This is a genomic window from Bradyrhizobium stylosanthis, from assembly GCF_001641335.1.
In the GTDB taxonomy this organism is placed as follows: Bacteria; Pseudomonadota; Alphaproteobacteria; order Rhizobiales; family Xanthobacteraceae; genus Bradyrhizobium; species Bradyrhizobium stylosanthis.
The window spans coordinates 148,410-175,408 of the sequence record NZ_LVEM01000006.1 but is presented as its reverse complement, the minus strand read 5'-3'; the positions used below and the strand labels follow the sequence as shown (position 1 = coordinate 175,408).

Here is a 26,999-nt window from a genome sequence, read left to right as displayed (position 1 = left end):
CCAACAGGGATGATTCAGGTCCTGTCTGAACTCGTCGCCTTACCACTTGTTCCCCTTCGAGGAGGCTGGCGCGCCGCTGTTCAAGGTTCCCGCGGCGCTGCTATAATAGGGCCGATGTGTGAGGGTATTTGATGAAACGCTATCTGGTGTTTGCGCTGGTCGGCCCGTTCGTCGGCGGGTTCCTGCTGCTGCTGACGACGACCTACCAGTCCGGCTATTGGGCCCAGACCAGTCTCGGCGAGGTCGGCAAGCTGTTCGTCGTGTTCTTCAAGACCCTGCAATACAGCTATCTGTTCGGCTTCCTGCCCTCGCTGATGATCGGCGCGGTCGACGATATCCTGATCCATGTCCGCCGGATCGGACCCGGATTGCGGATGCTCCTCGTCGGCCTGTTCGCCTTCGTGCTGGCCTCGCTGACCTACAGCTCGCGCGGGCCGGATTCGGGCGTGGTGCAGTTCATCCTGTACGGCATGGTCGGCTTCGTGCCGTCGGTGATTTCCTCGTGGATCGTACATAGATATGTCGAGGAGCCGCAATCCGCGGCCGCCCCGACCTGAACGTGCGGCCTTCAGGCGCGGTGCAGCAACCTCCGCCGCGCTGGCGCGTTTTCCTCAGGCTATGACCATGTCCGACGACGATATCCTTGTGCCCCCCAAATCCCGTTCCGGGAGCCGTTCGCGCACCGCCGAGGCGCGCGGGCCGATCATCGACCAGGAAGGACACGAGATCCGCCCGGAGACGCTCGACCAGGGCTTTCGCGAATTTCGCTTCGAATTCGGCAAGGACAATCCGTTCGCCGGTAACCCGTTCGGCAATCTGACGCGCGAGCAGCGCATCGCGCGGCTCGAGGCGATCGCCAAGCTGCTCGACGTCGCCTTCATCCTGCCCGGCACCAACATCCGCTACGGGATCGACGGCCTGATCGGGCTGATCCCCGTCATCGGCGACATCATCACCACAGCCATTTCGCTGTGGCTGGTGCGCGAGGCACGCGCATTGGGGGCGCCCTGGTACATCACCGCGCGCATGCTCGGCAATGTCGCGGTCGACGGCGTGGTCGGTATCGTGCCGTTCGTCGGCGATGCCTTCGACGTCATGTTCCGCGCCAACATGCGCAACGTCCGCCTGCTCCGCCGCTGGCTCGACAAGCAGCCGCGGATGTAGCTGCGCGCTCTTTTCCGGTCGTCATGCCCGGGCTTGTCCAGGGCATCCACGTTCTTCGTGCCGCTGCTCAAGGCGTGGATGGCCGGGACAAGCCCGGCCATGACGCCGTGGAAGCATGCAAGGACCAGAAACGCAAAAAGCGCGACGGCCGTTCGGCCATCGCGCTTTCCGCGCACATCGGGCTTTGCGAAAACTTACGCCGCGTCGGCGTCGGTCTCGGCGGCAGGCGCCGGCCGGGGACGGCGGGGCAGCGGGAAGGCTTCGCTCTCGTAGAGCGAGCGGATGCCGTTCTGGTCGAAGCGCGCTTCCTCGACCTGGAGATAGGCGCCGTTCAGCGAATCCGTCGGCAACTGCTCCATCGCGAACTGCACGGCTTCAGCCGCAGTGCCGAACCGGCGATAGGTGAAGCCCGCACGCTTCTTCTTGCGGATGGCAGCGGGGAAGAGCTCGGCGGAAGTGTTGAAGTTGAACGGACGCAGTGGACGCATGGTCAAAGACCTCGTGATCTCTCTGGGGCTTTAAGCGCGTGGGGTTTGGGAAGGCAGGGGCCACGATCGGGTCGGCCCGCCGCACATCATTTTCGCCCTCTAATATAGGCCGATTTGACAGAAATGCGACCCCTGCGATGGGAGATGATGAATCCGCGCATGGCAGCCCCGCAAGGGCTATAAACCAAGTTAATTCAATGGCTTATATGGTTTACACTTTGCCAAGAAGCAGCAGCACGACCAGCACCACCAGCACGACCCCTCCGATGCCCATGCCGGAATGGCCGAGGCCATAGCCGTAACCGCCGAACCGGCCCGACAGGCCGCCGACGAGATAGATGATCACCAGGATGATCAGGATGGTCCCAAGCGTCATGGCATCCTCCCTGGCGGCCGCCGAAATGCGGTGATCGGCCGCACCGCCAGGGAAGAAAAGCACATCGGGCGATCGGGTTCCATGAAGGAACCCGATCTCCCGCAGGGTTTATTTAGGCTCGAGCTTCAGCGCCGCCGAGTTGATGCAGTAGCGCAGGCCGGTCGGCCCGGGGCCGTCGGGGAAAACGTGGCCGAGATGGCCGCTGCATTTGGAGCAGAGCACCTCGGTGCGGATCATGCCGTGGCTCGCGTCGTGCTCCTCGTCGATATGGCTCTCGACCGCGGGAGCAGTGAAACTCGGCCAGCCGCAGCCGGAATCGAACTTGGCGTCGGACTCGAACAGCACGTTGCCGCAGCCGGCGCAGACATAGGTGCCGGCACGGTGGTCGTGCTCATATTCGCCCGTGAAGGGACGCTCGGTCGCCTTCTCGCGCAGCACCGCGTACTGCATTGGCGAGAGCTCCTTGCGCCACTGCTCTTCGCTCTTGATGACCTTGTCGTCTGTGGTTTTCGTCTTGGTGTCGGGCATGGGTCTCCCGCTTCTTCGAATGAATGTCGTGATCAGTTGGTGGCCTTGCTGGCATTCACCAGCGTCGGCTTCTCAATGTAGTTATCCGCGAACAGCTTTTTCAGGTTCTCGACCTTCGGCAGGTCGTTATAGGCGATGTAGGGCTGGTTCGGGTGCAGCGTCAGATAATCCTGGTGGTAGGCCTCCGCCGGATAGAACGCCTCCAGCGCGCCGACCTTGGTCACGATCGGCTTGCCGAACACCTTGGCGCCGTTGAGCTGGGCGATATAGGCATCCGCGACCTTCTTCTGCTCGTCGGAGGTGGTGAAGATCGCCGAGCGATATTGCGTGCCGACGTCGGGGCCCTGGCGGTTGAGCTGGGTCGGGTCGTGCACCACGGAGAAGTAGATCTGCAGGATCTTGCCGTAGGAGATCTTCTTCGGGTCGTACTTGATCTCGACCGACTCCGCGTGGCCGGTCCGGCCGCCCGAGACGGTCTGGTAGTCGGCGGTCGCCTTGGTGCCGCCGGCATAGCCGGAGACCGCGTTGACGACGCCGGCGGTGTGCTGGAAGACGCCCTGCACACCCCAGAAACAGCCGCCGGCGACCACCGCGGTCTGGATGCCGCTGGCGGGCGCTGCGTCCACGGCTGGAGCGGGAAGCATCACCGCGTCCTCGGCGGCCTGCGACGGCATGGCAAAGGCCAGGGTCGCGGCGGCGGTGGCGGCGAGCAGGGTCAGGAGGGCAGGACGACGCATGGCGGAGCCTCTTTTCGGAAGGTTGCGACAGTCTAGGTCGGTTGGCACCGGGCGAACAGCCTGCCCGGCCGCATTTTCGGTCATCTGAGATACGGCCACTGATGCCCGTTGTTACGCCGTGACGGACACGAGTCTGTGAAAGCGGCGGCCCTGCGACATGCGGCTTGGCGGGATGCGGAACTCCGCGCTAGATGAACCAGTGAGATCGACGATCGACCCAAAGAAGTGGTGGCTGGAGCTGACCTGACAACATGCTGCGCGTCGTTTCCCTGACCCTCGTCACCCTGATCGCGGCCGTCGCGATCGCCTCGGCAGATCAAGTCAGCGACGATCTCGCCGTCTGCCGCGACCGCCAGACGGACATGCAGGCCCGTGCACCGGCCTGCGACAATCTGCTCAACGCCGATCGCGTGAGCGGCAAGGACAAGGCCATCGCGCTGTCGGTCCGCGGCAACACCTTGATCAACAAGCGCGACTACGTCCGCGCCATCGAGACCCTGTCCATGTCGGTCGACCTCGATCCGGACTACGTCATCGCGCTCAACCTGCGCGGCCTCGCCTACGAGCGCTCGGGCAAGGAAGACCTCGCGATGGCCGACTACAACCTTGCGCTGCAGAAGCGGCCGACCTACGGCGTGCCCTACAACAATCGCGGCGTCATCCATGCCCGCAGGGGCGCGCTGCAGAGCGCGCTCGACGATTTCAACCTGTCGATCAAGTACACGCCGAAATTCCTGCTCGCCTGGACCAATCGCGCCCGCGTGCGCACGGCGATGAAGGATTACAACGGCGCGATCGCCGACTTTGCGGAAGCCGAGAAGATCGATCCGGCCGCACCGCAGATCGCCGGCAACCGCTGCGTCACCTTCGGCATGATGGGCAAGTACGAGCAGGCCTTTGCCGACTGCAACGGTCTGATCCAGAAGCAGCCTCGCAACGTCTTCGCGATCAACAATCGCGCCGACGTGAGCATGATGAAAGGCGACTACGACGCCGCGCTGAAGGACTACAACACGGCGATCGAGATCAATCCGAACAATATCCGCGCCCATTCCGGCCGCGGCCAGATCTACGAGCGCAAGAAGGATCTCGCCCAGGCGCGTGCCGACTACCGCGCCGCCGCCTACTCGCTGACCAAGTTCGACGACCCCGACGTGGCGCGTGCCCGCGCCATCGCGCAGGAGCGTCTCGCCGCGCTGACGCCGCAGGCGCCGGCCGCGATGAGCGGGCGCCGCGTCGCGCTGGTGATCGGCAACGGCGCCTACAAGAACGTCCACGCTCTGCCCAATCCGCCACGCGACTCGAAATTGATCGCGAGCGTGCTGAAGGACGTCGGCTTCCAGACCGTGATCTCCGTCAGCGATCTCACCCGCGACAAGTTCTTCGACGCGCTGAAGGCCTTCGCGGAGGAAGCCGAGAAGGCCGACTGGGCCGTGGTCTATTACGCCGGCCACGGCTTCGAGATCGGCGGCGTGAACTACCTCGTCCCCGTCGATGCCAAGCTCGCCGCCGACAAGGACGCCGAGAGCCAGGCGGTCGCCCTGGAGCAGGTCATCGCCGCGGTCGGCGCCGCGCGAAAGATGCGGCTCGTGGTGCTGGATGCCTGCCGCGACAACCCGTTCGCGCCGACCATGCAGCACACGCTGTCGCTGAAGCTCGTCGACAAGGGTTTTTCCAACATCGAGCCCGGCGCCGGCTTCATGGTGGTCTACGCCGCCAAGCACGGCGAGACCGCGATGGACGGCGACGGCGCCGCCAACAGCCCGTTCGCCACCGCGCTCGCCCGCGAGATCAAGGAGCCGAAGGTCGAGATCCGCAAGCTGTTCGACATCGTCCGCGACGATGTCTGGGCCGCGACGAAGCACGAGCAGCAGCCCTTCACCTACGGCTCGCCGCCGGGCCGCGAGGATTTTTACTTCGTGGCGGGGAAGTGACGGCTGCGTGAGACGCGATATCGGCGCCTCATTCGCGGTGCCGTAGGGTGGGCAAAGGCGCAACGCGCCGTGCCCACGATCTCTTTCCATAAGCCATCAAGCGCGTGGGCACGCTTCGCTTTGCCCACCCTACGGCAGCGGTGGCCTAAACCACGATACTCAACCTTTTCGCCGCGCGCGTGATGCCCGTGTACAGCCATCGTGCCCGCGAATCCTGAAACGCAAAGCTCTCGTCGAACAGCACGACGTCGTCCCATTGCGAGCCCTGCGACTTGTGCACGGTCAGCACGTAGCCGTAGTCGAACTCGTCATAGGGCTTGCGCTGCTCCCAGGCGATCTGCTCGACGCCGCCCTCGAAGCAGTCGGCGCGGACCGACACCTTCGTGATCTTGTGCCCGAAGTCCTCGTCCGGTGACAGCCGCATGGACAGGATGCGCGATTTCGAGCGCGAGGTGTTGCGCGACTTCACGCGCCACAGGCCGCCGTTGAACAGGCCCTTCTTGCGGTTGTTGCGCAGGCACACCAGCTTGTCGCCGGCGACCGGAAAGACGTCCTCGATGTTCTGGCGCTGGCGCACCCGCATGTTGTAGGCGCGGCGGGTGTTGTTGCGGCCGACCAGCACCTGGTCGGCGCCCATGACGCGGTCAGGGTCGAGCTCTTTCCGCGACACCACCTCGCTCTCGCCATAGCGGCCGATATCGAGCTCGCGGCCCTCGCGCACGTCCATCGACATCCGCACGATCGGATCGTCCTGGGCTTGGCGATGCACTTCGGTGAGCATCGCATCGGGCTCGACATTGGTGAAGAAGCCGCCGCCCTGGATCGGCGGCAGCTGCGCGGGATCGCCCAGCACCAGCAGCGGACAGTCGAACGACATCAGGTCGCGGCCGAGCTCGGCATCGACCATCGAGCACTCGTCGATCACGATCAGCTTCGCCTTGGAGGCCGGCGCGTCGTCCCACAATTCGAAGCTCGGCTGCTCCTCGCCGGATTCGCGGGCGCGGTAGATCAGCGAATGGATGGTGGAGGCCTCGTCGCAACCCTTGTTGCGCATGACCAGGGCCGCCTTGCCGGTGAAGGCGGCGAATTTCACCTCGCCGTCCACGCCCTCGGCGATATGGCGCGCCAGCGTGGTCTTGCCGGTGCCGGCGAAGCCGAACAGGCGGAAAATCGGCGGCGTGCCGTTACGGCCCGGCTTGGCCTTGAGCCAATCGCCGACGGCCTTGAGCGCAGCATCCTGATGCGGGGTGAAGGTGGCCATGTCTGTCTTGAGAAGGGCGAGCCGAGGCGATTCGCCGTGCCCCCAAAACTAACCATTCGCCCCGGGGGTTCAAGCGCGGAGGCTGCTCCTACTATTAGCAGGCAATCCTAGATGGCCCAGCGCAAGAGGTCGTCTTGCCCGGGCTTGTCCCGGGCATCCACGTTCTCAGTGCGGCGTGGCCAAGCGTGGATGGCCGGGACAAGCCCGGCCATGACGCTGTGGAGGCTTTGGGAGCCGAACCGCCGAGTTAGATGCGATCACCCTACTGCCAGCCGGGAACGCCGCGCATATCGGGCAGGTGGTGGGCGATGCCCTTGTGGCAGTCGATGCAGGTCTTTTCCTTGGTGAACAGGAAGCGCTGGTGCGCCACCGAGGCCCGCGGCGATTGCTTGGTGATGTCCATGGAATCGGCGCTGTGGCAGTTGCGGCATTCCAGGGAATCATTGGCCTTGAAGCGCGCCCATTCATGCGCGGCAAGCTCGAGCCGGTGATCGAGGAACTTCTCCCGGGTGTCGATCGTGCCGAAGATCTTGCCCCAGACTTCCTTGGAGGCCTGCATCTTGCGCGCGATCTTGTCGGTCCAGTTGTGCGGCACGTGGCAGTCCGGGCAGGTCGCGCGCACGCCGGAACGGTTGGTGAAGTGGATGGTCGACTTCAGCTCGGCGAAGACGTTGTCCTTCATCTCGTGGCAGCCGGTGCAGAACTTCTCGGTGTTGGTCAGTTCCAGCGCGGTGTTGAAGCCGCCCCAGAAGATCACGCCGGCCATGAAGCCCGCCAGCACCAGCACGCCAAGCCCGAACACCGAACTCGGCCGGATCAGCACCTGCCAGAGCTCGCGCGCGAAGTCCCAGCAGCGCGCGAGGAAGCTGCGCTTGGTTTCCTGCTTCTGCTCCAGCTTGTCCTTGGGCTCGTCAGCAGTCGTCGTCATCGCCGGCCACCGGGGCTTGCACGCGACAGCAGCGTGTCGATGTCGGTGAAATCGTTGCTGACGGGCGGATTGGCCGTGTTCTGCGGCACGTGGCATTCGGTGCAGAAGAAGCGGCGCGGCGAGATCGACGCCAGGAACTGGCCGTCGCGATCCATGAAATGCGTGATCGACACCATCGGCGCCTGCGATTCCGCGGTCCGCGCCCGCGCATGGCACGACAGGCACTTGTTGCCGTTGAGGTCGATCTGATAGCCGTCGATCGTGTGCGGAATGACGGGCGGCTGCTCCGGATAGTTGCGCACCTCCTTCTCGGAGGTGTTGCGGTTGGGCAGCATCGGCGGCGCCGGCCCCTCGTCGTTGAGCGGCGCCGGGCCGCGCAGCCCCGAGGACACCGTCTGTGCGGTCAGCGAGCCCGTGCCGGCGGCAATCGCGACCGCGAGCAGGGCGATACCAAATCGTTTCATCATGACAGGTTCACCCGCTCGATGCGCACGGCGCATTTCTTGAAGTCGGTTTGCAGCGAGATCGGATCGGTGGCGTCCAGCGTCACCTTGTTGATCAGCTTGGATTCGTCGAACCACGGCACGAAGACGAGACCGCGCGGCGGCCGGTCGCGGCCGCGCGTCTCGACGCGGGCGCGGATGAAGCCGCGGCGCGAGACCACTTTGACCTCGTCGCCGCGCCGGAGCTTCGCCTCCGACGCATCGTCGGGATGCATGAAGCAGACGGCTTCGGGGAATGCCTTGTAGAGCTCGGGCACGCGGCGCGTCATGGTGCCGGAATGCCAGTGCTCCAGCACGCGGCCGGTCGAGAGCCAGAACGGATATTCATTGTCGGGCGATTCCGCCGCCGGCTCGAAGGGCAGGGCGAAGATGCGCGCCTTGCCGTCGGGATAGCCGTAGAACTGCACGTCGGTGCCCTGCTTGACGTAGGGGTCGCTGCCCTCGCGGAAGCGCCACTTGGTCTCCTGGCCGTTGACGACCGGCCACCGCAGGCCGCGCTCGCGGTGATAGGTGTCGAACGGCGCGAGGTCGTGGCCATGGCCGCGGCCGAACTGGGCATATTCCTCGAACAGGCCCTTGTGGACGTAGAAGCCGAACGCCTTGGATTCATCGTTGGCGTAGCCGGGCTCGATGTCGCTGACAGGGAATTTGTCGACCTGGCCGTTCTTGTAGAGCACGTCGAACAGTGTCTTGCCGCGCACCTCGGGCTTCTTGGCGATCAGTTCCTCGGGCCAGACCTCCTCGATCTTGAAGCGCTTGGAGAATTCCATCAACTGCCAGAGATCGGACTTCGATTCGCCCGGCGCGGAGACGAGCTGGTGCCAGAACTGAGTGCGCCGCTCGGCATTGCCGTAGGCGCCTTCCTTCTCGACCCACATCGCCGTCGGCAGGATCAAATCGGCCGCGAGCGCCGTCACCGAGGGATAGGCGTCCGAGACCACGATGAAATTGTCGGGGTTGCGGAAGCCCGGATAGGTCTCCTCGTTGGCGTTGGGACCGGCCTGGAGGTTGTTGTTGACCTGCACCCAATAGGCGTTGATCAGGCCGTCCTTCAGCATCCGGCTTTGCAGCACGGCGTGTGCGCCGTTCTTGTCGGGAATGGTGCCTTCGGGCAGCTGCCAGATCTGCTCGGTCTTGTCGCGATGCGCCTTGTTGGTCACGACCATGTCGGCGGGCAGGCGGTGCGAGAAGGTGCCGACCTCGCGCGCGGTGCCGCAGGCCGAAGGCTGGCCGGTCAGCGAGAACGGGCTGTTGCCGGGCGCGGAGATCTTTCCGGTCAGAAGGTGGATGTTATAGACGAGGTTGTTGCACCAGACGCCGCGGGTGTGCTGGTTGAAGCCCATAGTCCAGAACGAGACGACTTTTGTCTTCGGATCCGCATAGAGCTCGGCCAGTGCCTCCAGCCGGTTCAGCGGCACGCCGGACATCTCGGCCGCCTTCTCCAGCGTGTACTCCGAGACGAACTTGACGTATTCGTCGTAGCTCATGTCGGTGGAGTCGTTGGCCTTGGCCGCGCCGGTCGCCTTCTTCTGCAGCGGATGCTCGGGCCGCAGGCCATAACCGATGTCGGTCTGGCCGCGCCTGAAGATGGTGTGCGCGGCAACGAAGTCCTTGTTGACGCGGCCCGTCTTGACGATGTGGTTGGCGATGGCGTTGAGGATGTAGAGATCGGTCTGCGGCTTGAACACCATGCCGATGTCGGCGAGGTCGAACGAGCGATGCTCGAAGGTCGAGAGCACGGCGACGCGGACATGCGGCGCGGACAGCCGGCGGTCGGCGAGGCGCGTCCACAGGATGGGGTGCATCTCCGCCATGTTGGAGCCCCACAGCACGAAGGCGTCGGTGGCCTCGATGTCGTCATAGCAGCCGGCCGGCTCGTCGATGCCGAAGGTGCGCATCATGCCGGCAACGGCCGAGGCCATGCAGTGCCGTGCATTGGGGTCGATGTTGTTGGTGCGGAAGCCGGCCTTGAACAGCTTCGAGGCCGCATAGCCTTCCCAGATCGTCCACTGGCCGGAGCCGAACATGGCGACGCCGTTCGGCCCGCGCTTCTTGATCGCCTCCTTCCACTTCAGCTCCATGATGTCGAAGGCTTCGGTCCAGGACACGGGCGCGAAGTCGCCGTTCTTGTCGTACTTGCCGTTGGTCTTGCGCAGCATCGGCTGCGTCAGGCGATCGTGGCCGTACATGATCTTGGACAGGAAGTAGCCCTTGACGCAGTTGAGGCCGCGATTGACCTCGGCCTTGATGTCGCCATGGGTGGCGACGACGCGGTTGTCCTTGGTCGCGACCATCACGGAGCAGCCGGTGCCGCAGAAGCGGCAGGCGGCCTTGTCCCATTTCATTTCGCTCACCTCGCGCTCGGCGGCGAGGTTGGCGGCGAGCGCCGGGGCCGGGAGGCCGGCGGCGGCCGCGGCGATCGCGGCGGCCTCGAGTTTCAGCATCTGACGGCGGTCGAGCTTCGGCGATGTCATGATGGCTCTCCGTCTCAGGCGGTTTCGATGGCGTGGAAGACCAGCGCCGCGGAATAGACGTGCTGCAGCGACTGGATGGTGTTGAGCATGGTGCCGAGGCTGCCGGCATCCGGCGCCTCCGTGACGACGACGAGCTTGCCGCGTGCGTCGCGGGCGTAGATCTCGCAGCCCGGAAGCGCGGCGATCTCCGCTTCCAGCTCGGCAAGGCGCTCGGGGCGGGCCTGCACGATGATGCTGGCGATCTCCGCGCCCGGTGGCGAGATGACGCGCTCGGTGCTGAGCACGCGGCCGGTGATCAAGGCGCGGCGGTCGAGCGTGTTTCTGTTGCGTGTGGCTTGGGCCATGATGCCTGTCTTTCGCTTCAAAGGGGGATCAATGCGGGGAGGAGGGAGGTCCCGGTGGGCCGGCGAACATCTGGTAGATCCAGACGCCGAGCCCGTAGGAGCCCACCGTTCCGACCGCGAGGACGGGCATCACGATCGCGGTCAGGAACAGGAACGCAAAAATCTCCATGCGCTTACGGCGCACGCGCGAAGTCGTGTCGTCAGGGGCCGACATATTCGGTCTCTCTGAAATATTGGGAATCGGGACGGCATCCGGGCCGTTGCCTTGCTGCACTTTTGATGCATTCGGGCCGGTGCGGCCTTGATCTGGATCAAGCTACCGCTCTGCACGGATGTCGCAGCGGCTGCGTCGCGGCGGATCGCGCATTGCTGCGTTCAAGTGCGGAATGCTTCTCCCGCGCGGCGGAATTGCTGCTCCGTAGACAGCGCCGCCCCACACCTTAAGATGTGCTTAACAACAATAAACGGGCAAGAAACCTTGGGAGAGACGTCGTCATGAAGTTCGGCATCTTCTACGAGCTGCAGCTGCCACGGCCCTGGGTGGCCGGCGACGAGCTGAAGCTCTACCAGAACGCGCTCTCGCAGATGGAACTCGCCGACAGGCTCGGCTACGACCACGCCTGGGTGGTCGAGCATCACTTCCTCGAAGAATATTCGCACTCGCCCTCGCCGGAATCCTTCCTCGCCGCCGCCAGCCAGCGCACCAAGAACATCCGGCTCGGCCACGGCATCCTCCAGCTCACCACCAACCATCCGGCCCGCGTCGCCGAGCGCGTCGCGGTGCTGGATCTGCTCAGCAACGGCCGCTGCGAATTCGGCATGGGCGAGAGCGCGTCGATCACCGAGCTCACGCCGTTCGGCCGCGACATGGAGACCAAGAAGGAGGTGTTCGAGGAAGCCGTCGCCGCGATCTTCCCGATGTTCAAGGACGCAGGCAGCGAGCATCACGGCAAGTATTTCGACATCCCCTTGCGCAACGTCGTGCCGAAGCCCGTGCAGAAGCCGCATCCGCCGCTGTGGATGGCCTGCTCGCAGCTGCCGACCATCGAGCGTGCCGGCCGCCACGGCTTTGGCGCGCTCGGCTTCCAGTTCGTCAGCGCGGATGCTGCGCATGCCTGGGTGCACGCCTACTACAACGCCATGACCAAGCGGCTGCACAAGCTCGCCGACTACGAGATCAACCCGAACATGGCGCTGGTGTCGTTCTTCATGTGCGCCAAGACGGACGAAGAAGCGCGTGCGCGCGCCGACGGCGCCACCTTCTTCCAGTTCGCGCTGCGCTTCTACGGTGCCTCGCAAAACCGCCAGCGGCCTGCGCCCTACACCGTCAACATGTGGGACGAGTACAACAAGTGGAAGCGCGACAACCCTGAAGCGCAGGAGGCGGCGCTGCGCGGCGGCCTGATCGGCTCGCCCGAAACGATCCGAAAGAAGCTGAAGCGCTTCCAGTCCTCGCATATCGATCAGGTCATCCTGCTCAACCAGGCCGGCAAGAACAGCCACGAGCACATCTGTGAATCGCTCGAATTGTTCGGCCGCGAGGTGATGCCGGAGTTCCAGAACGATCCGGCACAGGCGGCCTGGAAACAGGGCGTCATGAGCGGGGAGATCAAGCTGGAAGAGATCGACACTGTGGCTTTTACGGATCGCTACGGCAAGCTCGCGATCAATGTCGCTCCGGCCAAGGCAGCCGCGGAATAGATTGCTCGTCGGGTCATGTTGCTGACGCAATCTCTGTCTTAACAGCGATAACGTAAAACACTGCGTGGGAACCGCTCAGGTTCGCACAACGGTTCCATAGCCAAGGGGTTGGCTCGAATCCGCAAAGTACCGGCGCAAGATTCATGAACGCTTCGGCGTTCGCTTGCGCTGTGCGGTGCCGGGAACCGGACGACGAAAATCACAGGAGATATGATGCTGTTCCACTCGAGCGCCGCAGCTTGCGGCGCCCTGGTTGCGCTTGCCGTTTCCGTCACTGTTGCACGAAGTGAATCGCGTGGTGTTCACGCAAACGCCGTCGTCGAAGCCGCCTCCGGGGATGCGGTTGTCGGCGCGGCATCGATGTACAATCCGTTCAGGCCCGGCAAGGAGGAGGGCGGACCGAGCACCGCCTCGGGCGAGCGTTATAATCCCTCTGCCTGGTCGGCTGCGATCAAGACGAGCTTGCGTGGGAAATTCGGTGGGGTGCAATTCGGCGAGAGGCCGAAATTCGCGCTCGTCGAGGCCGTGGGCAAGAAGGTCATCGTCAAGATCAATGACGTCGGACCGCTCAGGCCCGGCCGCGTCATCGACTTCAACGAGCGCACGATGCGCCATTTCGACCCGAGCCTGGAGCGCGGAGTCATCAAGGACGTCAAGGTCAGCCCGCTGTCGGGCGATGATTGGACGCCGGGGCCGGTGGGCTGATTCAAAACTGACATGAGCCCCGGCTCTGCAACGCCCCCGGCGATGCGAAGCATCGTCCGGTGCGGCGCGCTGAGTCCGGGGCACGGACTGCATAGGGCTTGCTAGCGCGCGTGTCCCGGACGCGGTGCGTGCAGGCGCCGCCGGCTTCCGGAGCACCGGCCTTGCTGCTATCCTCCCGCAAAACAGCGGCGTGCGGAGGAAGCGATGCGGTCTCGGGCGGTGCCTTCGAATCCGTCGACGGGTGATATCACCTCCGCGGTGCTCGCCATCGGCCGCTCCGATTTCCCGAACGTCCTGATCGACACGCTGCGCCGGCAGGCGGAGGTTGGCCATTGCATGGTGTTCGCGTTGAGCCGGGCCGGTGCCGCCGACTGCCTGCTCGATGCCGGCAACATCCCGATCGGCGGCGATCTTGGCGCGGCCTATGCCGGCCAGTTCCACGAATCCGATCCCAACCGCGATGCGCTGTTCGAGGGCGAAGGCGGCGCGTCGATCATGCTGCCGGCATTCGCGCCGTGCATGTACGGTGCGCGTTACCGCAAGATCTTCTTCCAGGATTCCGGCATCGTCGACAAATGCGCGACCGCGATCTGGACCGGCGACACCTGCTTCTACGTCAACTTCTATCGCATCGCCGCGCAAGGCCGCTTCAGCGCCGCGCAGCGTGAGCGGCTCGAGGCGATCGCACCGGCGATCGCGGCGAGCGTGGCCCGGCATTTCCAGACGCCGGCGCCGGACCAGTCCCTTGCGGCCTTGTTCGCCACGAGAGCGCCGCTCGCCGCGCTGACGCCGCGCGAGCAGGAGGTCTGCCGCCGCATCCTGTCGGGTTCGAGCTCCGAAGCGATCTCGCAGGCACTTGGCATCAGCCTGCATTCGACACTGACCTACCGCAAGCGCGCCTATGAGCGGCTCGGCATCTCCTCGCAGAGCGAGCTGTTTGCGATCGTGCTGCGATTGCTGACGCCCAGCCTGAACTGACGGCGTCGGCGGCCGTGCATGGCTAGGCTGAAAGCCGCGACCGGTAGGGCGCGGTGAGCAGCAGCATGAAAAGCGCTCTTTCGGCCCGGTACTTTGCAGCGGGCCGGCTGGATTCGCGGCCCCGCATCACGACCGTTCCCTGGACGATGCTGACGCTCCAGGTCCATTTCCCGCGCCTTTGCCGTGCCAGGCTCATTTCGAAAATCGGGAATTCCGGTCTCGCCATCCCTGCCGTTCTCGTCAGACACCTCTGCGGAGTTGAACCCGGAGGGGTGGCCTGTGTCTTCACCCCTTTGGGTGAAGAGGGAGCTGGCTCAATTCCAGGCAAGCCTGATCCGGCAGGGTAAGGCCGCCGTCAATCCGGCAGCGGCAATTTGGGGATGGCGCCGAACAGCGCAGCCGCGCTCTTCTGGTTGCGCGTTCCCGTCTTGGCCAGCACGGCCTTGATCTGGGTGCGGATCGTTTCGCGGCTCAAGCCGTGATGCGCCGCGATGTCGCCGATCGTCTGTCCTTGCGCGATTCCGCGCGCCACGCGCGCCTCGCTGGGGGTGAGATCGAACAGGCCACGAATGAGCGCCAGGCTCGGCGCCTGGGAGGCGGTGACCGGCGTCGCAACCAGGAGGCCGACCGCTCCGTCGAACAGATCGCGTGCTTCGCCCGGCATCGACACGAGATGAAAGACGATCCGGTCGAGATCGCTCGAGCGGCGTGCGGCGAAGGAGCGCACGGCTTTTTCCGGTGAATCGAGCTGAGCGAGGCCCGCGCGCAGCAGGGTGTCGGCGGCACGGTCTCTGACGGCGATCCGGTCTTTCGGCAACCACTGCAGCACGTCCGTCATGCCTTCAATCAGGGCGTTCGCCGCCAGCACCCGCCCGGAGCGCGCGATCGCGAGGGCCGGCAAGCCGACCAGCGACAACGCCTCGGTCGCCGCCCGCATCCGGGTGAGACGCCAGCGCGTCGACAGCAGGGCTGCCCGCGCCAGATGGGGACGAAACCGGTCGAGAAAACCGAGATCCTGCCGCGAAAAGGCAGGCTGGCCGGCGAGCCGTTCCATATGGAAGACGATGATCTCACCGGAGGGGCTGCGCACGGCCGTCGCGCAAGCGTGCTCGAAGCCCCATTTCTTGTTCCATTCCACCCGATAGGGATCACGCTCCCACTCTTCGAGCGAAAAGACATCCTGCTCGCTGACGAAACCGGGATGATCGAGTGCCAGCAGCCTCGGGGTCGTCTCCGTACGGCCGGCGAGGCCATCGCGCAGGAACGCCGAGAATGCCTCGCGGATCGATGGCGACGTCACGACGCCATTCCAGACGCCGGACCACTGATCGGAATCCGAGGTGATCATGACCATGCCATGCGCACCTGCGGCATGGGCGATGTCTTCCAGAACGTCGGGCCAGAGCTCTGGAACGGTCGAAGCCTCGTGGATGCGATCCACGATGCGCTCGAAATCGATATCCGTCATTGGCAGCGATAGACCCATCAGATTCGACCGTGCTTCGCTTGTCCAAGGCCCTTGATACCAACACCCCGCGGGGTGGAACTCAATTGCCACTATTTCCCGGGTGGGCCCGGATCGACGCCTAGCAGAGATTATGTTCCTATTTCAACCGTTTGAGTGCTTTTGAGGTTGCCCTGCCGGCATGCGATCTCGGGGTTCCCGGAGGCGCGGTTCCTGTCCGCACGCGCGGGGGCGCCATTTTCATGATGAAATAGGCCGACGAAGGCGCGTATTGGGCAAAGCCGACGCGCTTGGGGGAGCGCGTACCCGGCAATCCCGGCTATCTCATCGGCTGATGGCGGCCGGGCCGGTTCGGCGCCGCCCGGGCTCTCTCTTGATGGAACTCCTCATCTTTCCCGGAATGCCCGCGCGGCCTGATCGCGCATGGGCTTGATGAGATAGGACATCACCGTGCGCCTGCCCCGGTCTGGATGAAGGCTTCGACCGGCATGCCGGGAAGCAGCGTCGTGCCGTTGAGGCGCGCGACCTCCGTGTCCGGAACCGTGATGCGCACCGTGAAGTAGTTCGTGCCGGTCTTGCTGTCCTGGGTGACGTCGGGGGACTCGAAGCGTCTGGCGTCGCCTTGGCGAGAACGCTGTCGCGCGGGCCGAAGAGCTGGGCGCGGCCTTGCGCCAGGACCAGGATCTCGCGGTGAGCGCCGGGTTCGCGCTAGCGTTCGCGCCAAGCGCGCATCAACTGATCGGAGAGCGGCTTGACGAGGTACGACATCACCGTGCGCTGACCGGTCTGGATGAAGGCTTCGACCGGCATGCCGGCGATCAGCTTCAGCTCGCCAAGGCGTGCGATCTCCGCCTCGGGAACGGCGATGCGGGCGACGTAGAAGCTCGCCGTGCCTTTCTGGTCGACTGAGACGTCGGCGGAGACGTTGCTCACCTCGCCGTTGAGCTGAGGCGTGGTGCGCTGGTTGAAGGCCGTGAAGCGCAACAGCACCGGCTGGCCGACCGACAGACGATCGATCTCGTGCGGGGGAATCCGCACCTCGACGACGAGCGCGTCATGGGCGGGGACGATGAGCATGATCTGCTCGCCGGGGCTGATGACGCCGCCGACGGTGTGCAGCGCCAGTTGATGCACGGTGCCGTCCTGCGGCGCCCGAATATCGATGCGCTTGAGCTGATCCTCGGCGGCCACGCGTTTCTCGACCAGCTCCGAGGTCTTGGCGCGGATCTCGGCGAGATCCTTTCCGACCTCGCTACGCAGATCCTGATCGATCTGCATGATTTGCAACGTGGTCTCGGTGATCCGGCCCCTGGCTTCGGCGATGGCGGCGACCAGCGCGCCGCGTTCGCCATGCACGCGCACCGCGTCGCGCTCGAGCGTGGTCAGGCGCGAGATCTGGACCAGATTCTTTCGCCACAGATCGCGCACGCCCAGCAGTTCCTGGTCGATGAAGGTGGTTTCCCTGTCTTTCGCCTGGATCTGCTCCTCGAGCCCGCGGATCTGCTCTTGAAGCTGGCCGATGCGCTCGTTGAGCTGTGCCTTCTTGCCGGCGCGGGCGACGCGGCGCAGCTCGAACAGCTTGCGCTCGCCGACGATCAAGCGAGCGACGTCCGGATCAGCGATGCGCCCGACGAGGTCTGCGGGAAAGCCGAGCCACTCCTGATCGTCGCGTTCCGCCTCGAGCCGCGCCCGGCGCGCCGTCTGTTCGTCGAGGCTCTTGACGACGATCAGGAGATTGGCCCGCGTCACCGTCTCGTCGAGGCGCACGATCACGTCGCCGGCCGTCACCCGGGCGCCCTCGCGAACGTTGAGTTCACCGACCACGCCGCCAGTCGGATGCTGCACCTTCTTGGTGTAGCTGTCGACCACCAGCGTGCCGGAGCCAATGACGGCGCCGGCCAGTTCCGTGGTCGCGGCCCAGCCGCCGACGCCGCCGGCAAGAATGATGACGCCCGCGAGGCCGGCGCGCAGGTGTTGGCGGATCGCGTGCGGGACCTGGTTCACCGGCTCGCGGTTCACGGGTTTGCTCCCTCGGTTACGATCTTGAGCGGCACCGCCGGCCGCGGCTGCATCATCTTGGCCAGCAGCGCGTCCTTGGGTCCGAACGCCTGCACGCGCCCCTCGGCCATCACGATCAATTGGTCCACACCGGCGAGCGCGCTGGTGCGGTGCGCGACGACGATGACAATGCCGCCGCGCGCGCGCACGCCGAGAATGGCTTGCGTCAGGGCCTGGTCGCCCTCGGCGTCGAGATTGGAGTTGGGCTCGTCGAGCACCACCAGGAAGGGGTCGCGGTAGAGCGCGCGGGCAAGCGCAATGCGCTGCCGCTGCCCGGCAGAGAGCGCCGCGCCGCCTTCGCCGATCGAGGTGTCGTAGCCCTTCGGCAACCGCAGCACCATCTGGTGCACACCGGCCGCGTTCGCGGCGGCGATGGTAGCCTCGGCATCGGGGGCAGGCTCGAAGCGGTTGATGTTCTGCGCCACAGTGCCGGCGAACAGCTCGACGTCCTGGGGCAGATAGCCGATATGGCGGCCGAGCGCCTCGCAGCTCCATTGTTCGAGCGCGGCGCCGTCCAGCCGCACCTTGCCGCGTGCCGCCCCCCACACGCCGACGACGGCACGCACCAGCGACGACTTGCCCGATGCGCTCGGGCCGACGATGCCGACCCCTTGCCCCGGGTTCAACGCGAAGGAGGCATCCAGCACGACGGCGACCTGTTCGCCCGGCGCCGCCACGGAGACGGCCTCGACGGCGAGGGCCTTGCACGGCGGCGGCAACGGCGTCTTCTCCACCTCGGCCGGGAGTTGCGCCCATTGCTGCTGCAGACGTTTCCAGCTCTGCCGGGCCGCGATCAGGCTCTTCCAGTGGGCGATGGCGAGTTCGACCGGCGCGAGCGCGCGCGAGGCGAGGATCGAGCCGGCAATGATAATTCCGGCGGTCGCCTCCTGGATGATGACGAGATAGCCGCCGACGCCGAGCACCGCCGATTGCAGCACCATGCGCAGCACCTTGGAAGCGGAGCCGAAGCCGCCGGTGATATCGGCGGCACTGCGCTGGGTGGCCATGTAGCTGTCATTGGCCTCCGCCCAGCGCGCGGCAAGGCGCCCGCGCATGCCCATGGCCTGCAAGACCTCGGCGTTCCGGCGGCTGGCCTCGGCGAGCGCGTTGCGCTGCGCGATCTGGCCGGTGACCTCCCTGGTGCGTTCGCGCGTCAGCCGGTTGGTCAGGAGGGTCAGCGACACGAGCAACAGCGATCCGATCGACGCCGTGAGTCCGATCAGCGGATGAAACAGAAAGCAGATCGCGAGGTAGAACGGGATCCATGGCAGATCGAACAGCGCGGTCGGGCCGAGCCCGGAGAGATAGCTACGCACCTGGTCGAGATCGCGCACCGGCTGCAGCCCGTCGCCGCTCGCGCGCGCCCGCAACGGCCAGCGCGCGACGATGTCATAGGCGCGCGCCGAGAATGCACGGTCGAGCCATTCGCCGATGCGGACCAGGATGCGCCCGCGCAGAATGTCGAGGAACGCCTGGAACGAATAGAGCGCGACGACCAGTGCGGCGAGGCCGATCAGCGTCGGCACGCTGCGGCTCGGCACCACGCGGTCGTAGACTTCGAGCATGAAGAACGAGCCGGTCAGGTACAGCACGTTCAGCATGGCGGTGATCAGGCCGAGCCCGACCAGCACGCCGCGACAGGCCTGAAGCGGCGAGGACCAGAGACGCGCGTTCGGCGACTGATTGAAGTCAGGTTCTTGAAATTTCATGCAGCATGACCCGCCCGATGTGAGGTGCCGGCTGCGCGCCAAAGCGGCGCGCAGCCGGCGGCTTGCGATTCAGACGTTGATGACGCCGTCGTGGTTTCCGTCGATCCTGACGGAGAAGCTGCTGGACGCCGTATCCCCATCGGCATCAGCGATCTGAACGGTGAAGTCGAGCTTTTCGTCGGGCGCCGGCTGCGACTGGATCAGGCTGAACCCGCCGATATCGAAAGTGTTGTTGTCGTTGCCGGCAATGCCGTCATTGGCGCTGATGTTTTCGATCAGGACCCGGTCGTGGGTCGTTGCACCCGTCGACCACGACACCTTGTCGCCGGTGCTCAGCCCTGTGATGATCAAGTTGCCGTCCTGGTCGATCGTGGCAACGGGAGTAAATGACGTGTTGCCCGTCTTGACGACGAGGTCGGTGACCGAAGCCGACGTGATATTGACGTGCTGGTCGTTGGTGAGCCCGTCGACGAAATTCACCCCCGTTTCCTTGACGGTGCTGAAGGCCGTGATCTTGACGGTGACGGGACCGACGCCCGGGTTGGTCTGGTTGACGGTGAAGGACGCGCCGGTCGCATTGAAGACGTTCTGGAAGTCGATGTTGGCTTCGACGTCGGCCTCGTTCTGGTCCAGATTGGGCACGAGGAAGTTCGTATTCGTGCCCGTCACGTAGGTGATGTACGCGCCCTCAGTGGGATAGTTGGCGTTGTCATTGAGCGCGTTGCCGTTGACACCGAACGAGGTGGTGCTGCCGGCCTGACTGATATTGAGCACGTCCTTGGTCGTGATGTTTCCGCCCTCGGACTGGTTCAGCGGATTCTCCCCGATCACCACGATCTGGGTCGAGGTCGGATCGCCGAAGGTCATGAACAGATTGCTGCCGGAGGGCGCGCCGGCGAAGCTGAAGCTGATCTCCGCGGGCGGGGGATTCTGCAGGACATCGAAGGTGTAGTTGCCGCCGGACAGGGTCAGCTTGAAGAAGTCGATGTCGTTTGCAGTGTGAGTGCCGCTGTTATCAACGTCCTTGTAATAGGTAGCGACAGTGTCGTTGTTCGAGAGATCCCGGAGCAGCGTCATCTGCGAGACCGTGCCATCGAGGATCGTCAGGCTCGCCGGCGAGCTCGTGATGCTGTAGGTCGCCGGATCATCCGCTCCGACCACTCCGTTGAGCGTCTTGGTTACGAAAGAGAGAGCAGAGAAGTCCACCTGCCCATCGGCGATGGGCCCGATGGTCGGCCCGTCGTCCTGGAACTGCACGGCATCGCCGATGCCGGTCGAACTCGTCGCCGTGTCGCCATCACCGTCGGTGACGGTCACCACCGCCAGCAGCGCAGCGTCGGTGATGTTGATCGACTCATCGTAGCTGGTACCTCCTGTCGGGTGCTTCAGCGAAGCGTATTGCGCCACGCTGACGACCCCGCTCGAGCTGTTGATCGCCACCGCGAAGGCCGCCGCCCCGGCGGCACCGCCGATGCGGCCGACCACAAGGCTGCCTTCCTTGAACAGGAAGATGCTGGTGCCGTTCGTCGTATCGAGGCCGGAATCCACCCCGGTGGCAGAGACATCCAGCGAGAACGCGATCGTTCCGCCCTCCTGGTCCGCGCCAAGCGAGCTTCCGGTCGAGCTCACGACAGCGTTCGGGTCCTGCGCGAAGCCGGCCGTCAGATCGGTGCTGACATTGCTGACGCCGGTGAACAACGCCGCCACCGCGGCGTCTGTGGTGTCATCGGCATCTGCCTGGACACCCGCGGTCTCGTCATGCGCCACCGTCGGTGCGCCCTGCACGATCCCCGCCGTCGGGCCGTCGTCCTGGAACTGCACGGCATCGCCGATGCCGGTCGAGCTCGTCGCCTGGTCGCCGTCGCCGTCGGTGACCGTCACCACCGCCAGCAGCGCACTGTCGGTGATCGACACCGAATCGTCGGGATTCGTCGTAGTCGGGTGCTTCAGCGAGGCGTACTGCGCCACGCTGACGACGCCGCTCGTGCTGTTGATCGCGACCGCGAAGGCCGCCGCCCCGGCGGCGCCGCCGATGCGGCCGACCACCAGGTTGCCTTCCTTGAACAGGAAGATGCTGGTGCCGTTGGTGGTATCGAGGCCGGAATCCACCCCGGTGGCAGAGACATCCAGCGAGAACGCAATCGTTCCGCCCTCCTGGTCCGCGCCAAGCGAGCTTCCGGTCGAGCTCACGACAGCGTTCGGGTCCTGCGCATAACCGGTCGGGCTGAGGTCGGTACTGACATTGCTGACGCCAGCAAACAGCGCAATCACGCCTGCCGCGGTGGTGTCATCGGCATCTGCCTGGATACCTGCGGTCTCGTCATGCGCCACTGTCGGTGCGCCCTGCACGATCCCCGCCGTCGGGCCGTCGTCCTGGAACTGCACGGCATCGCCGATGCCGGTCGAGCTCGTCGCCGTATCGCCGTCGCCGTCTGTGACCGTCACCACCGCCAGCAGCGCACTGTCGGTGATCGACACCGAATCGTCGGGATTGGTGGTGGTCGGGTGCTTCAGCGAAGCGTATTGCGCCACGCTGACGACCCCGCTCGAGCTGTTGATCGCCACCGCGAAGGCCGCCGCCCCGGCGGCGCCGCCGATGCGGCCGACCACGAGGCTGCCTTCCTTGAACAGGAAGATGCTGGTGCCGTTGGTGCTATCGAGGCCGGAATCCACCCCGGTGGCAGAGACATCCAGCGAGAACGCGATCGTTCCGCCCTCCTGGTCCGCGCCAAGCGAGCTTCCGGTCGAGCTCACGACAGCGTTCGGGTCCTGCGCATAACCGGTCGGGCTGAGGTCGGTACTGACATTGCTGACGCCAGCAAACAGCGCGATCACGCCTGCCGCGGTGGTGTCATCGGCATCTGCCTGGATACCTGCGGTCTCGTCATGCGCCACTGTCGGTGCGCCCTGCACGATCCCCGCCGTCGGGCCGTCGTCCTGGAACTGCACGGCATCACCGATGCCGGTCGAACTCGTCGCGGTGTCGCCGTCACCGTCGGTGACCGTCACCACCGCCAGCAGCGCACTGTCGGTGATCGACACCGAATCGTCGGGATTGGTGGTGGTCGGGTGCTTCAGCGAAGCGTACTGCGCCACGCTGACGACGCCGCTCGAGCTGTTGATCGCCACCGCGAAGGCCGCCGCCCCGGCGGCGCCGCCGATGCGGCCGACCACAAGGCTGCCTTCCTTGAACAGGAAGATGCTGGTGCCGTTCGTCGTATCGAGGCCGGAGTCCACGCCTGCGGCGGAAACCGCCAGCGAGAACGCGATCGTTCCGCTCTCCTGGTCCGCGCCAAGCGAGCTTCCGGTCGAGCTCACGACAGCGCTCGGGTCCTGCGCATAACCGGTCGGGCTGAGGTCGGTGCTGACATTGCTGACGCCCGCGAACAGCGCCGACACCGTGGCGTCGGTGGTGTCATCGGCATCCGCCTGGACACCCGCGGTCTCGTCGTGCGCCACCGTCGGTGCGCCCTGCGCGATCCCCGCCGTCGGGCCGTCGTCCTGGAACTGCACGGCATCGCCGATGCCGGTCGAGCTCGTCGCCGTGTCGCCGTCGCCGTCGGTGACCGTCACCACCGCCAGCAGCGCACTGTCGGTGATCGACACCGAATCGTCGGGGTTCGCGGCACTCGGGTGCTTCAGCGAGGCGTACTGCGCCACGCTGACGACGCCGCTCGAGCTGTTGATCGCCACCGCGAAGGCCGCGGCCCCGGCAGCACTGCCGATGCGGCCGACCACCAGGTCGCCTTCCTTGAACAGGAAGATGCTGGTGCCGTTCGTCGTGTCGAGGCCGGAGTCCACGCCTGCGGCGGACACCGCCAGCGAGAACACGATCGTTCCGCCCACCGAGTCGGTGCCAAGCGAGCTTCCGGTCGAGCTCACGACAGCGTTTGGGTCCTGCGCATACCCGGTCGGGCTGAGGTCGGTGCTGACATTGCTGACGCCAGCAAACAGCGCGATCACGCCTGCCGCGGTGGTGTCATCGGCATCTGCCTGGATACCCGCAGTCTCGTCATGCGCCACCGTCGGTGCGCCTTGCACGATCCCAGCCGCCGGCCCGTCATCCTCGAAATGCACGGACGTGCCGACCACGGCGCTCGTGGCGTTGGCGCTGCTCAAGCTGAAGCCGCCGATGTCGAAGGTATTGTTGTCGTTGCCGGAAATGCCGTCGGTGGCGCTGATGTTCTCGATCAGGACGCGGTTGTGCGTTCCGCTCGTGGTCCACTGCACCTTGTCGCCGGTGCTGAGGCCGGTGATGATCAAGTCACCGTTGGCGTCGATCGAGGCGGCCGGAGTAAATGACGTCTTGCCGGACTTGACCACGACGTCGGTGAGCGAGAACGACGTGATATTGACGTGCGCGTCGTTGGTGAGTCCGTCGACGAAATTCACGCCGGTTTCCTTGGCGGTGTCGAAGGCCGAGATCTTGACTGTGACGGGCCCGATGCCCGGGTTCGTCTGGTTGACGGTGAAGGACGCAGTGCTCGCATTGAAGACGTTCTGGAAGTCGATGTTGGCTTCGACGTCGGCCTCGTTCTGGTCCAGATTGGGCACGAGGAAGTTCGTGTTCGCGCCCGTCACGAAGGTGATGTACGCACCTTCACCGGGGTTGATCGCGTTGCCGTTGACGCCGAACGAGGTGGTGCTGCCGGCCTGGCTGATATTGAGCACGTCCTTGCTCGAGATGTTTCCGCCCTGGGATTGATTGAGCGGGTCCTTGCCGATCACCACGATCTCGGTCGAGTTCGGATCGCCGAAGGTCATGAACAGGTTGCTGCCGGACGGTGCACCGGCGAAGCCGAAATTGATGACCTCGCTGGCCGCGACCCTGAGGTGGGTACCCAGGTCAAGGGAGTCATCGGGGTTGGTGCCATCCGGATGCTCCAGCGCCTCGTACTGGACGCTCCAGAACTTGCCGCCGCTTACCGGGCTCCCGGTCTCCTCGAGATAGACCGCAAAGACGATGGCGCCGGCCGCGGTCTTTCCGAGCACGATGTTGTCGTTCTGGGTATCCGTGTACAGAAATACCTCTTCCCCGTCATTGGTGAAGAGACCGCTCGTGTCACCGTCCAGCGCACCGCCGCTCCCGTCAGTGAAGGAGAGATTGCCGACCGACCCCGTGACGCCGCTGATGGTGATGACGTTGCCGGTGCTGACCCCGTGGTTGATCTCTGCGGCCGGAGCGCCCAGTGCCGTCAGCCGACTTGAAAATGCGGTCGGGAGGGCCGTGTTGGTATCGTCATTCTGCAGGCCGGCGGTTTCGTCGAGGGTAACGGTCGTGCCGGTAACGGTGACTGTAAGTGCCATGATATCCATCCTCCAAAATAGCTATTGGTGAGGTATGCACTTCAGAAATTCCACGCGCAGACTCGTCGGCGATCCACCGCGTCGGCCTGCTAGAGGCTGATCGCATCGTCGTCGATATCGGAGAAACCCGTGGCGACGCCGACGCCCGTCGAGAAGGCCCTGCCCGAGGTGTGGGCGACCAGCGATAGCGTGGCTCCGCTGGCGACGATCATGTCGTCGCATTCGGCGTACTGCGGAAAGCCCGTGTCGAGGCTGGTGTTGGGGCGTTGAGGAAGGCGAGCAGCGTTGCATCCGCCGAGAGCGTTGCGACCTCGTTATCGGTGCTGCCGGTTGAGGGTATGCGAAATTCCTCGTCGATGACGAGGTTGCCGGAAATACTGAGGGCCATCGATTCCTCCGAGGATAAATGGATTGAAATTCGTCGAAGAATTTCCCATCGCCTGGAGGGGACGCACGCATTACACAACAAAACAGGAATTCATCGTCTCTCAACGGGTGAGAGATCGAGCTTACAACGCAGTCGAAAGCGCGCGCCGCCTCGAGCGACGATCACGCCTTGCTGATTGAATATTTCCTGAAGCAAACAGCGGGCTCAAACATGGCCGCCTCCTCAAACAACAATTGAACTCTACTCTGAAGCCCTCTCAATCAATCAGGGCCAACTCTGTTCAAGTGCCTGTAGGTGCGCAATTTCAATGCTTGTCGAGCCCGCAACCTCGACGAAAGTAGAAACGTTAAACCAATCATTAAATCTTGTAAATAGCGGCGCAATGTCGCTGCGCTCACGAAGCGGGCATCGCGGCACTTCTGACGAATGTGAAGCCTCAGGTCGAGCGCGACCGTTTTAACCACTGAACTACTATTTTTATAGGCGATTCTGAATATCGTCGTTATTCGATATCATCACTCGCTTACGATGCGCTTGATTGGTATCTCGATCAAAAGTGTTCATAAATCAGAATTATAACGAGCGTTAACTCTTGAGTTGTCGACGCCCGTCCTCGCGGGCAATCCGTCTCGCCGGCGCGTGCTCGTCTTCTGAAGGCGCATCCCGGGGCCGCCTGTCCCAATCGCTGGGGACAGACACCGGGCCCCGAAGGCGCTAGCCTTGGCATCGACTTGACCTCAAGACGACAGCAAGGGAGCGAAGCTTGAGCACGGCGCCGCGTATCGACATCGACCCGGCCGCATTCTGGGCCGATCCTTATCCGATGCTCGCGAAGATGCGGAGAGAAGCGCCGATCGCGTTCGTGCCGCAGCTCGGCTCGACGTTGCTGACGAGCCGCGACGACATCTCGATCTCGGAGAAGCAGATCGACGTGTTCTCCTCGCACCAGCCGGCCGGCCTGATGAACCGGTTGATGGGCCACAACATGATGCGCAAGGACGGCGAGGCGCACCAGGTCGAGCGACGAGCGATGTTTCCGACGGTGTCGCCGAGGACGGTGAAGGCGTACTGGACCGCGCTGTTCCAGGCCCATGCCGACCGCATCCTCGATTCAATCGGGCCGGGCCGGATCGATTTCATGCGCGACTTCGCGCTGCCATTCTCCGGCGAATGCCTGAAGTCGATCACCGGCCTCACCAATATCGGCTTTCAGGACATGGATGCGTGGTCGCAGGGCATGATCGAGGGCATCGCCAATTATGCCGGCGATCCCGCGGTCGAAGCGCGCTGCCACGCGGCGACGTCGGGCATCGATGCCGCGATCGACGACATCCTGCCGGTGATGCGTGAGAAGCCCGACCAGAGCATTCTGGGCGTGCTCCTCGCCTCCGGCATGGCCATGGAGAGCGTGCGCGCCAACGTCAAGCTTGCGATCTCGGGCGGGCAGAACGAGCCGCGCAAGGCCATCGCCGGCACGGTGTGGGCGCTCCTGACCCATCCCGACCAGCTCGACCTCGTGCGAAGGGGCGAGGTGACCTGGCTCCAGGCCTTCGAGGAATATGCCCGCTGGATCTCGCCGATCGGCATGTCGCCGCGGCGGATCGCAAAGCCCTGGGGCATCCGCGATGTCGAATTCGAGGCGGACGAGCGCGTGTTCCTGATGTTCGGCTCCGCCAACCGCGACGAGAAGCATTTTGAGCGCGCCGACCTGTTCGACGTGACGCGCGACACCTCGAAGAGCGTCGCCTTCGGCGCCGGCCCGCATTTCTGCGCCGGCGCCTTCGCTTCGCGCGCGATGATCGCCGACGTCGCGCTGCCGACCGTGTTCGCGCGCGCAAGGCAGCTCGAGATCGCCGACGACGAGCCGGTGCGGATCGGCGGCTGGGCGTTCAGGGGCTTGCAGAACCTGCCGGTGAAGTGGCTGCATTAGTTTCGGTAATGTGCATTCGTT

Annotated in this window: 24 protein-coding genes; 7 read left to right on the top strand and 17 right to left on the bottom strand. The window is 64.7% G+C overall.

Features of this window, described 5'->3' with window-relative positions; genetic code table 11:
- The first annotated feature begins 131 nt into the window (after positions 1-131).
- Both A7X65_RS35315 and A7X65_RS35310 read left to right on the top strand, forming a co-directional pair.
- Positions 132-557: a DUF5413 family protein gene (locus A7X65_RS35315; RefSeq protein WP_063694014.1), complete on the top strand. Its 426-nt coding sequence runs from the start codon at positions 132-134 to the stop codon at positions 555-557.
- Between the two features lie 61 nt (positions 558-618).
- Entirely contained in the window at positions 619-1,164 is a 546-nt protein-coding gene (locus tag A7X65_RS35310) for a DUF4112 domain-containing protein (RefSeq protein ID WP_063694013.1), read from the top strand.
- Between the two features lie 194 nt (positions 1,165-1,358).
- Here A7X65_RS35310 and A7X65_RS35305 read toward each other — a convergent pair whose 3' ends face one another.
- From A7X65_RS35305 to msrA, 4 genes are all read right to left on the bottom strand, one after another.
- Positions 1,359-1,652 (bottom strand): hypothetical protein, encoded by a 294-nt coding sequence (locus A7X65_RS35305; RefSeq protein WP_014492502.1) that lies wholly within the window; start codon positions 1,650-1,652, stop codon positions 1,359-1,361.
- A 211-nt stretch (positions 1,653-1,863) separates the two neighbouring features.
- Positions 1,864-2,028: a DUF3309 family protein gene (locus A7X65_RS35300; RefSeq protein ID WP_063694296.1), complete on the bottom strand. Its 165-nt coding sequence runs from the start codon at positions 2,026-2,028 to the stop codon at positions 1,864-1,866.
- A 108-nt stretch (positions 2,029-2,136) separates the two neighbouring features.
- Complete coding sequence (msrB, locus tag A7X65_RS35295) at positions 2,137-2,556, bottom strand: peptide-methionine (R)-S-oxide reductase MsrB (RefSeq protein ID WP_063694012.1); 420 nt, start codon at positions 2,554-2,556, stop codon at positions 2,137-2,139.
- Between the two features lie 32 nt (positions 2,557-2,588).
- On the bottom strand, positions 2,589-3,293 hold the full coding sequence (gene msrA / locus A7X65_RS35290) for a peptide-methionine (S)-S-oxide reductase MsrA (RefSeq protein WP_063694011.1): 705 nt from the start codon (positions 3,291-3,293) through the stop codon (positions 2,589-2,591).
- A gap of 251 nt (positions 3,294-3,544) precedes the next feature.
- Here msrA and A7X65_RS35285 point away from each other — a divergent pair, with 251 nt between their 5' ends.
- Positions 3,545-5,227 (top strand): caspase family protein, encoded by a 1,683-nt coding sequence (locus tag A7X65_RS35285; protein WP_063694010.1) that lies wholly within the window; start codon positions 3,545-3,547, stop codon positions 5,225-5,227.
- A 145-nt stretch (positions 5,228-5,372) separates the two neighbouring features.
- Here A7X65_RS35285 and A7X65_RS35280 read toward each other — a convergent pair whose 3' ends face one another.
- The 6 genes from A7X65_RS35280 to napE all read right to left on the bottom strand — a co-directional run bounded on the left by A7X65_RS35280 (position 5,373) and on the right by napE (position 10,951).
- On the bottom strand, positions 5,373-6,488 hold the full coding sequence (locus tag A7X65_RS35280) for an ATP-dependent DNA helicase (protein ID WP_063694009.1): 1,116 nt from the start codon (positions 6,486-6,488) through the stop codon (positions 5,373-5,375).
- Between the two features lie 262 nt (positions 6,489-6,750).
- Positions 6,751-7,416 carry a NapC/NirT family cytochrome c gene (locus tag A7X65_RS35275; protein WP_063694008.1) on the bottom strand — a complete coding sequence of 222 codons (666 nt, stop codon included), beginning with the start codon at positions 7,414-7,416 and terminating at the stop codon, positions 6,751-6,753.
- A complete protein-coding gene (locus A7X65_RS35270; protein WP_063694007.1) occupies positions 7,413-7,883 on the bottom strand; it encodes a nitrate reductase cytochrome c-type subunit in 471 nt (156 codons plus the stop codon). Before A7X65_RS35270 ends, A7X65_RS35275 begins: the two co-directional genes overlap by 4 nt.
- Entirely contained in the window at positions 7,880-10,393 is a 2,514-nt protein-coding gene (napA, locus tag A7X65_RS35265) for a nitrate reductase catalytic subunit NapA (protein WP_063694006.1), read from the bottom strand. The genes A7X65_RS35270 and napA overlap by 4 nt, the downstream gene beginning before the upstream one ends.
- Before the next feature lie 14 nt (positions 10,394-10,407).
- Positions 10,408-10,737 carry a chaperone NapD gene (locus A7X65_RS35260; protein WP_063694295.1) on the bottom strand — a complete coding sequence of 110 codons (330 nt, stop codon included), beginning with the start codon at positions 10,735-10,737 and terminating at the stop codon, positions 10,408-10,410.
- Positions 10,738-10,765: 28 nt separating this feature from the next.
- The gene (napE, locus tag A7X65_RS35255; RefSeq protein WP_063694005.1) at positions 10,766-10,951 is read right to left on the bottom strand and encodes a periplasmic nitrate reductase, NapE protein; all 186 of its coding nucleotides are present in this window, start codon (positions 10,949-10,951) and stop codon (positions 10,766-10,768) included.
- Between the two features lie 281 nt (positions 10,952-11,232).
- On the opposite strand from napE, the gene A7X65_RS35250 reads away from it, so the two are divergent.
- The 3 genes from A7X65_RS35250 to A7X65_RS35240 all read left to right on the top strand — a co-directional run bounded on the left by A7X65_RS35250 (position 11,233) and on the right by A7X65_RS35240 (position 14,121).
- The gene (locus A7X65_RS35250) at positions 11,233-12,438 is read left to right on the top strand and encodes an LLM class flavin-dependent oxidoreductase (RefSeq protein ID WP_063694004.1); all 1,206 of its coding nucleotides are present in this window, start codon (positions 11,233-11,235) and stop codon (positions 12,436-12,438) included.
- Between the two features lie 210 nt (positions 12,439-12,648).
- Complete coding sequence (locus tag A7X65_RS35245) at positions 12,649-13,143, top strand: RlpA-like double-psi beta-barrel domain-containing protein (protein WP_208608643.1); 495 nt, start codon at positions 12,649-12,651, stop codon at positions 13,141-13,143.
- Between the two features lie 204 nt (positions 13,144-13,347).
- Positions 13,348-14,121, top strand: a complete 774-nt coding sequence (locus A7X65_RS35240; RefSeq protein WP_063694003.1) for a helix-turn-helix transcriptional regulator — start codon at positions 13,348-13,350, stop codon at positions 14,119-14,121.
- 355 nt (positions 14,122-14,476) lie between these two features.
- Here the strand turns inward: A7X65_RS35240 and A7X65_RS35230 are convergent, their stop codons facing one another.
- From A7X65_RS35230 to A7X65_RS42280, 7 genes are all read right to left on the bottom strand, one after another.
- Positions 14,477-15,589, bottom strand: coding sequence for a helix-turn-helix transcriptional regulator (locus tag A7X65_RS35230; protein WP_063694002.1), 1,113 nt, complete (start codon positions 15,587-15,589; stop codon positions 14,477-14,479).
- A 442-nt stretch (positions 15,590-16,031) separates the two neighbouring features.
- Positions 16,032-16,139, bottom strand: a complete 108-nt coding sequence (locus A7X65_RS43995; RefSeq protein ID WP_488230412.1) for a beta-barrel domain-containing protein — start codon at positions 16,137-16,139, stop codon at positions 16,032-16,034.
- 155 nt (positions 16,140-16,294) lie between these two features.
- The gene (locus tag A7X65_RS35225; protein WP_063694001.1) at positions 16,295-17,605 is read right to left on the bottom strand and encodes an HlyD family type I secretion periplasmic adaptor subunit; all 1,311 of its coding nucleotides are present in this window, start codon (positions 17,603-17,605) and stop codon (positions 16,295-16,297) included.
- Complete coding sequence (locus A7X65_RS35220; RefSeq protein WP_063694000.1) at positions 17,602-19,353, bottom strand: type I secretion system permease/ATPase; 1,752 nt, start codon at positions 19,351-19,353, stop codon at positions 17,602-17,604. The genes A7X65_RS35225 and A7X65_RS35220 overlap by 4 nt, the downstream gene beginning before the upstream one ends.
- Before the next feature lie 69 nt (positions 19,354-19,422).
- Complete coding sequence (locus A7X65_RS35215; RefSeq protein WP_156528381.1) at positions 19,423-24,660, bottom strand: beta strand repeat-containing protein; 5,238 nt, start codon at positions 24,658-24,660, stop codon at positions 19,423-19,425.
- Between the two features lie 89 nt (positions 24,661-24,749).
- Positions 24,750-24,872, bottom strand: coding sequence for a hypothetical protein (locus A7X65_RS43670; RefSeq protein WP_283806198.1), 123 nt, complete (start codon positions 24,870-24,872; stop codon positions 24,750-24,752).
- Positions 24,869-25,048 carry a hypothetical protein gene (locus A7X65_RS42280; protein WP_145668732.1) on the bottom strand — a complete coding sequence of 60 codons (180 nt, stop codon included), beginning with the start codon at positions 25,046-25,048 and terminating at the stop codon, positions 24,869-24,871. The genes A7X65_RS43670 and A7X65_RS42280 overlap by 4 nt, the downstream gene beginning before the upstream one ends.
- Positions 25,049-25,811: 763 nt before the next feature.
- Here A7X65_RS42280 and A7X65_RS35210 point away from each other — a divergent pair.
- A complete protein-coding gene (locus A7X65_RS35210; protein WP_063693998.1) occupies positions 25,812-26,978 on the top strand; it encodes a cytochrome P450 in 1,167 nt (388 codons plus the stop codon).
- Positions 26,979-26,999: the final 21 nt, after the last annotated feature.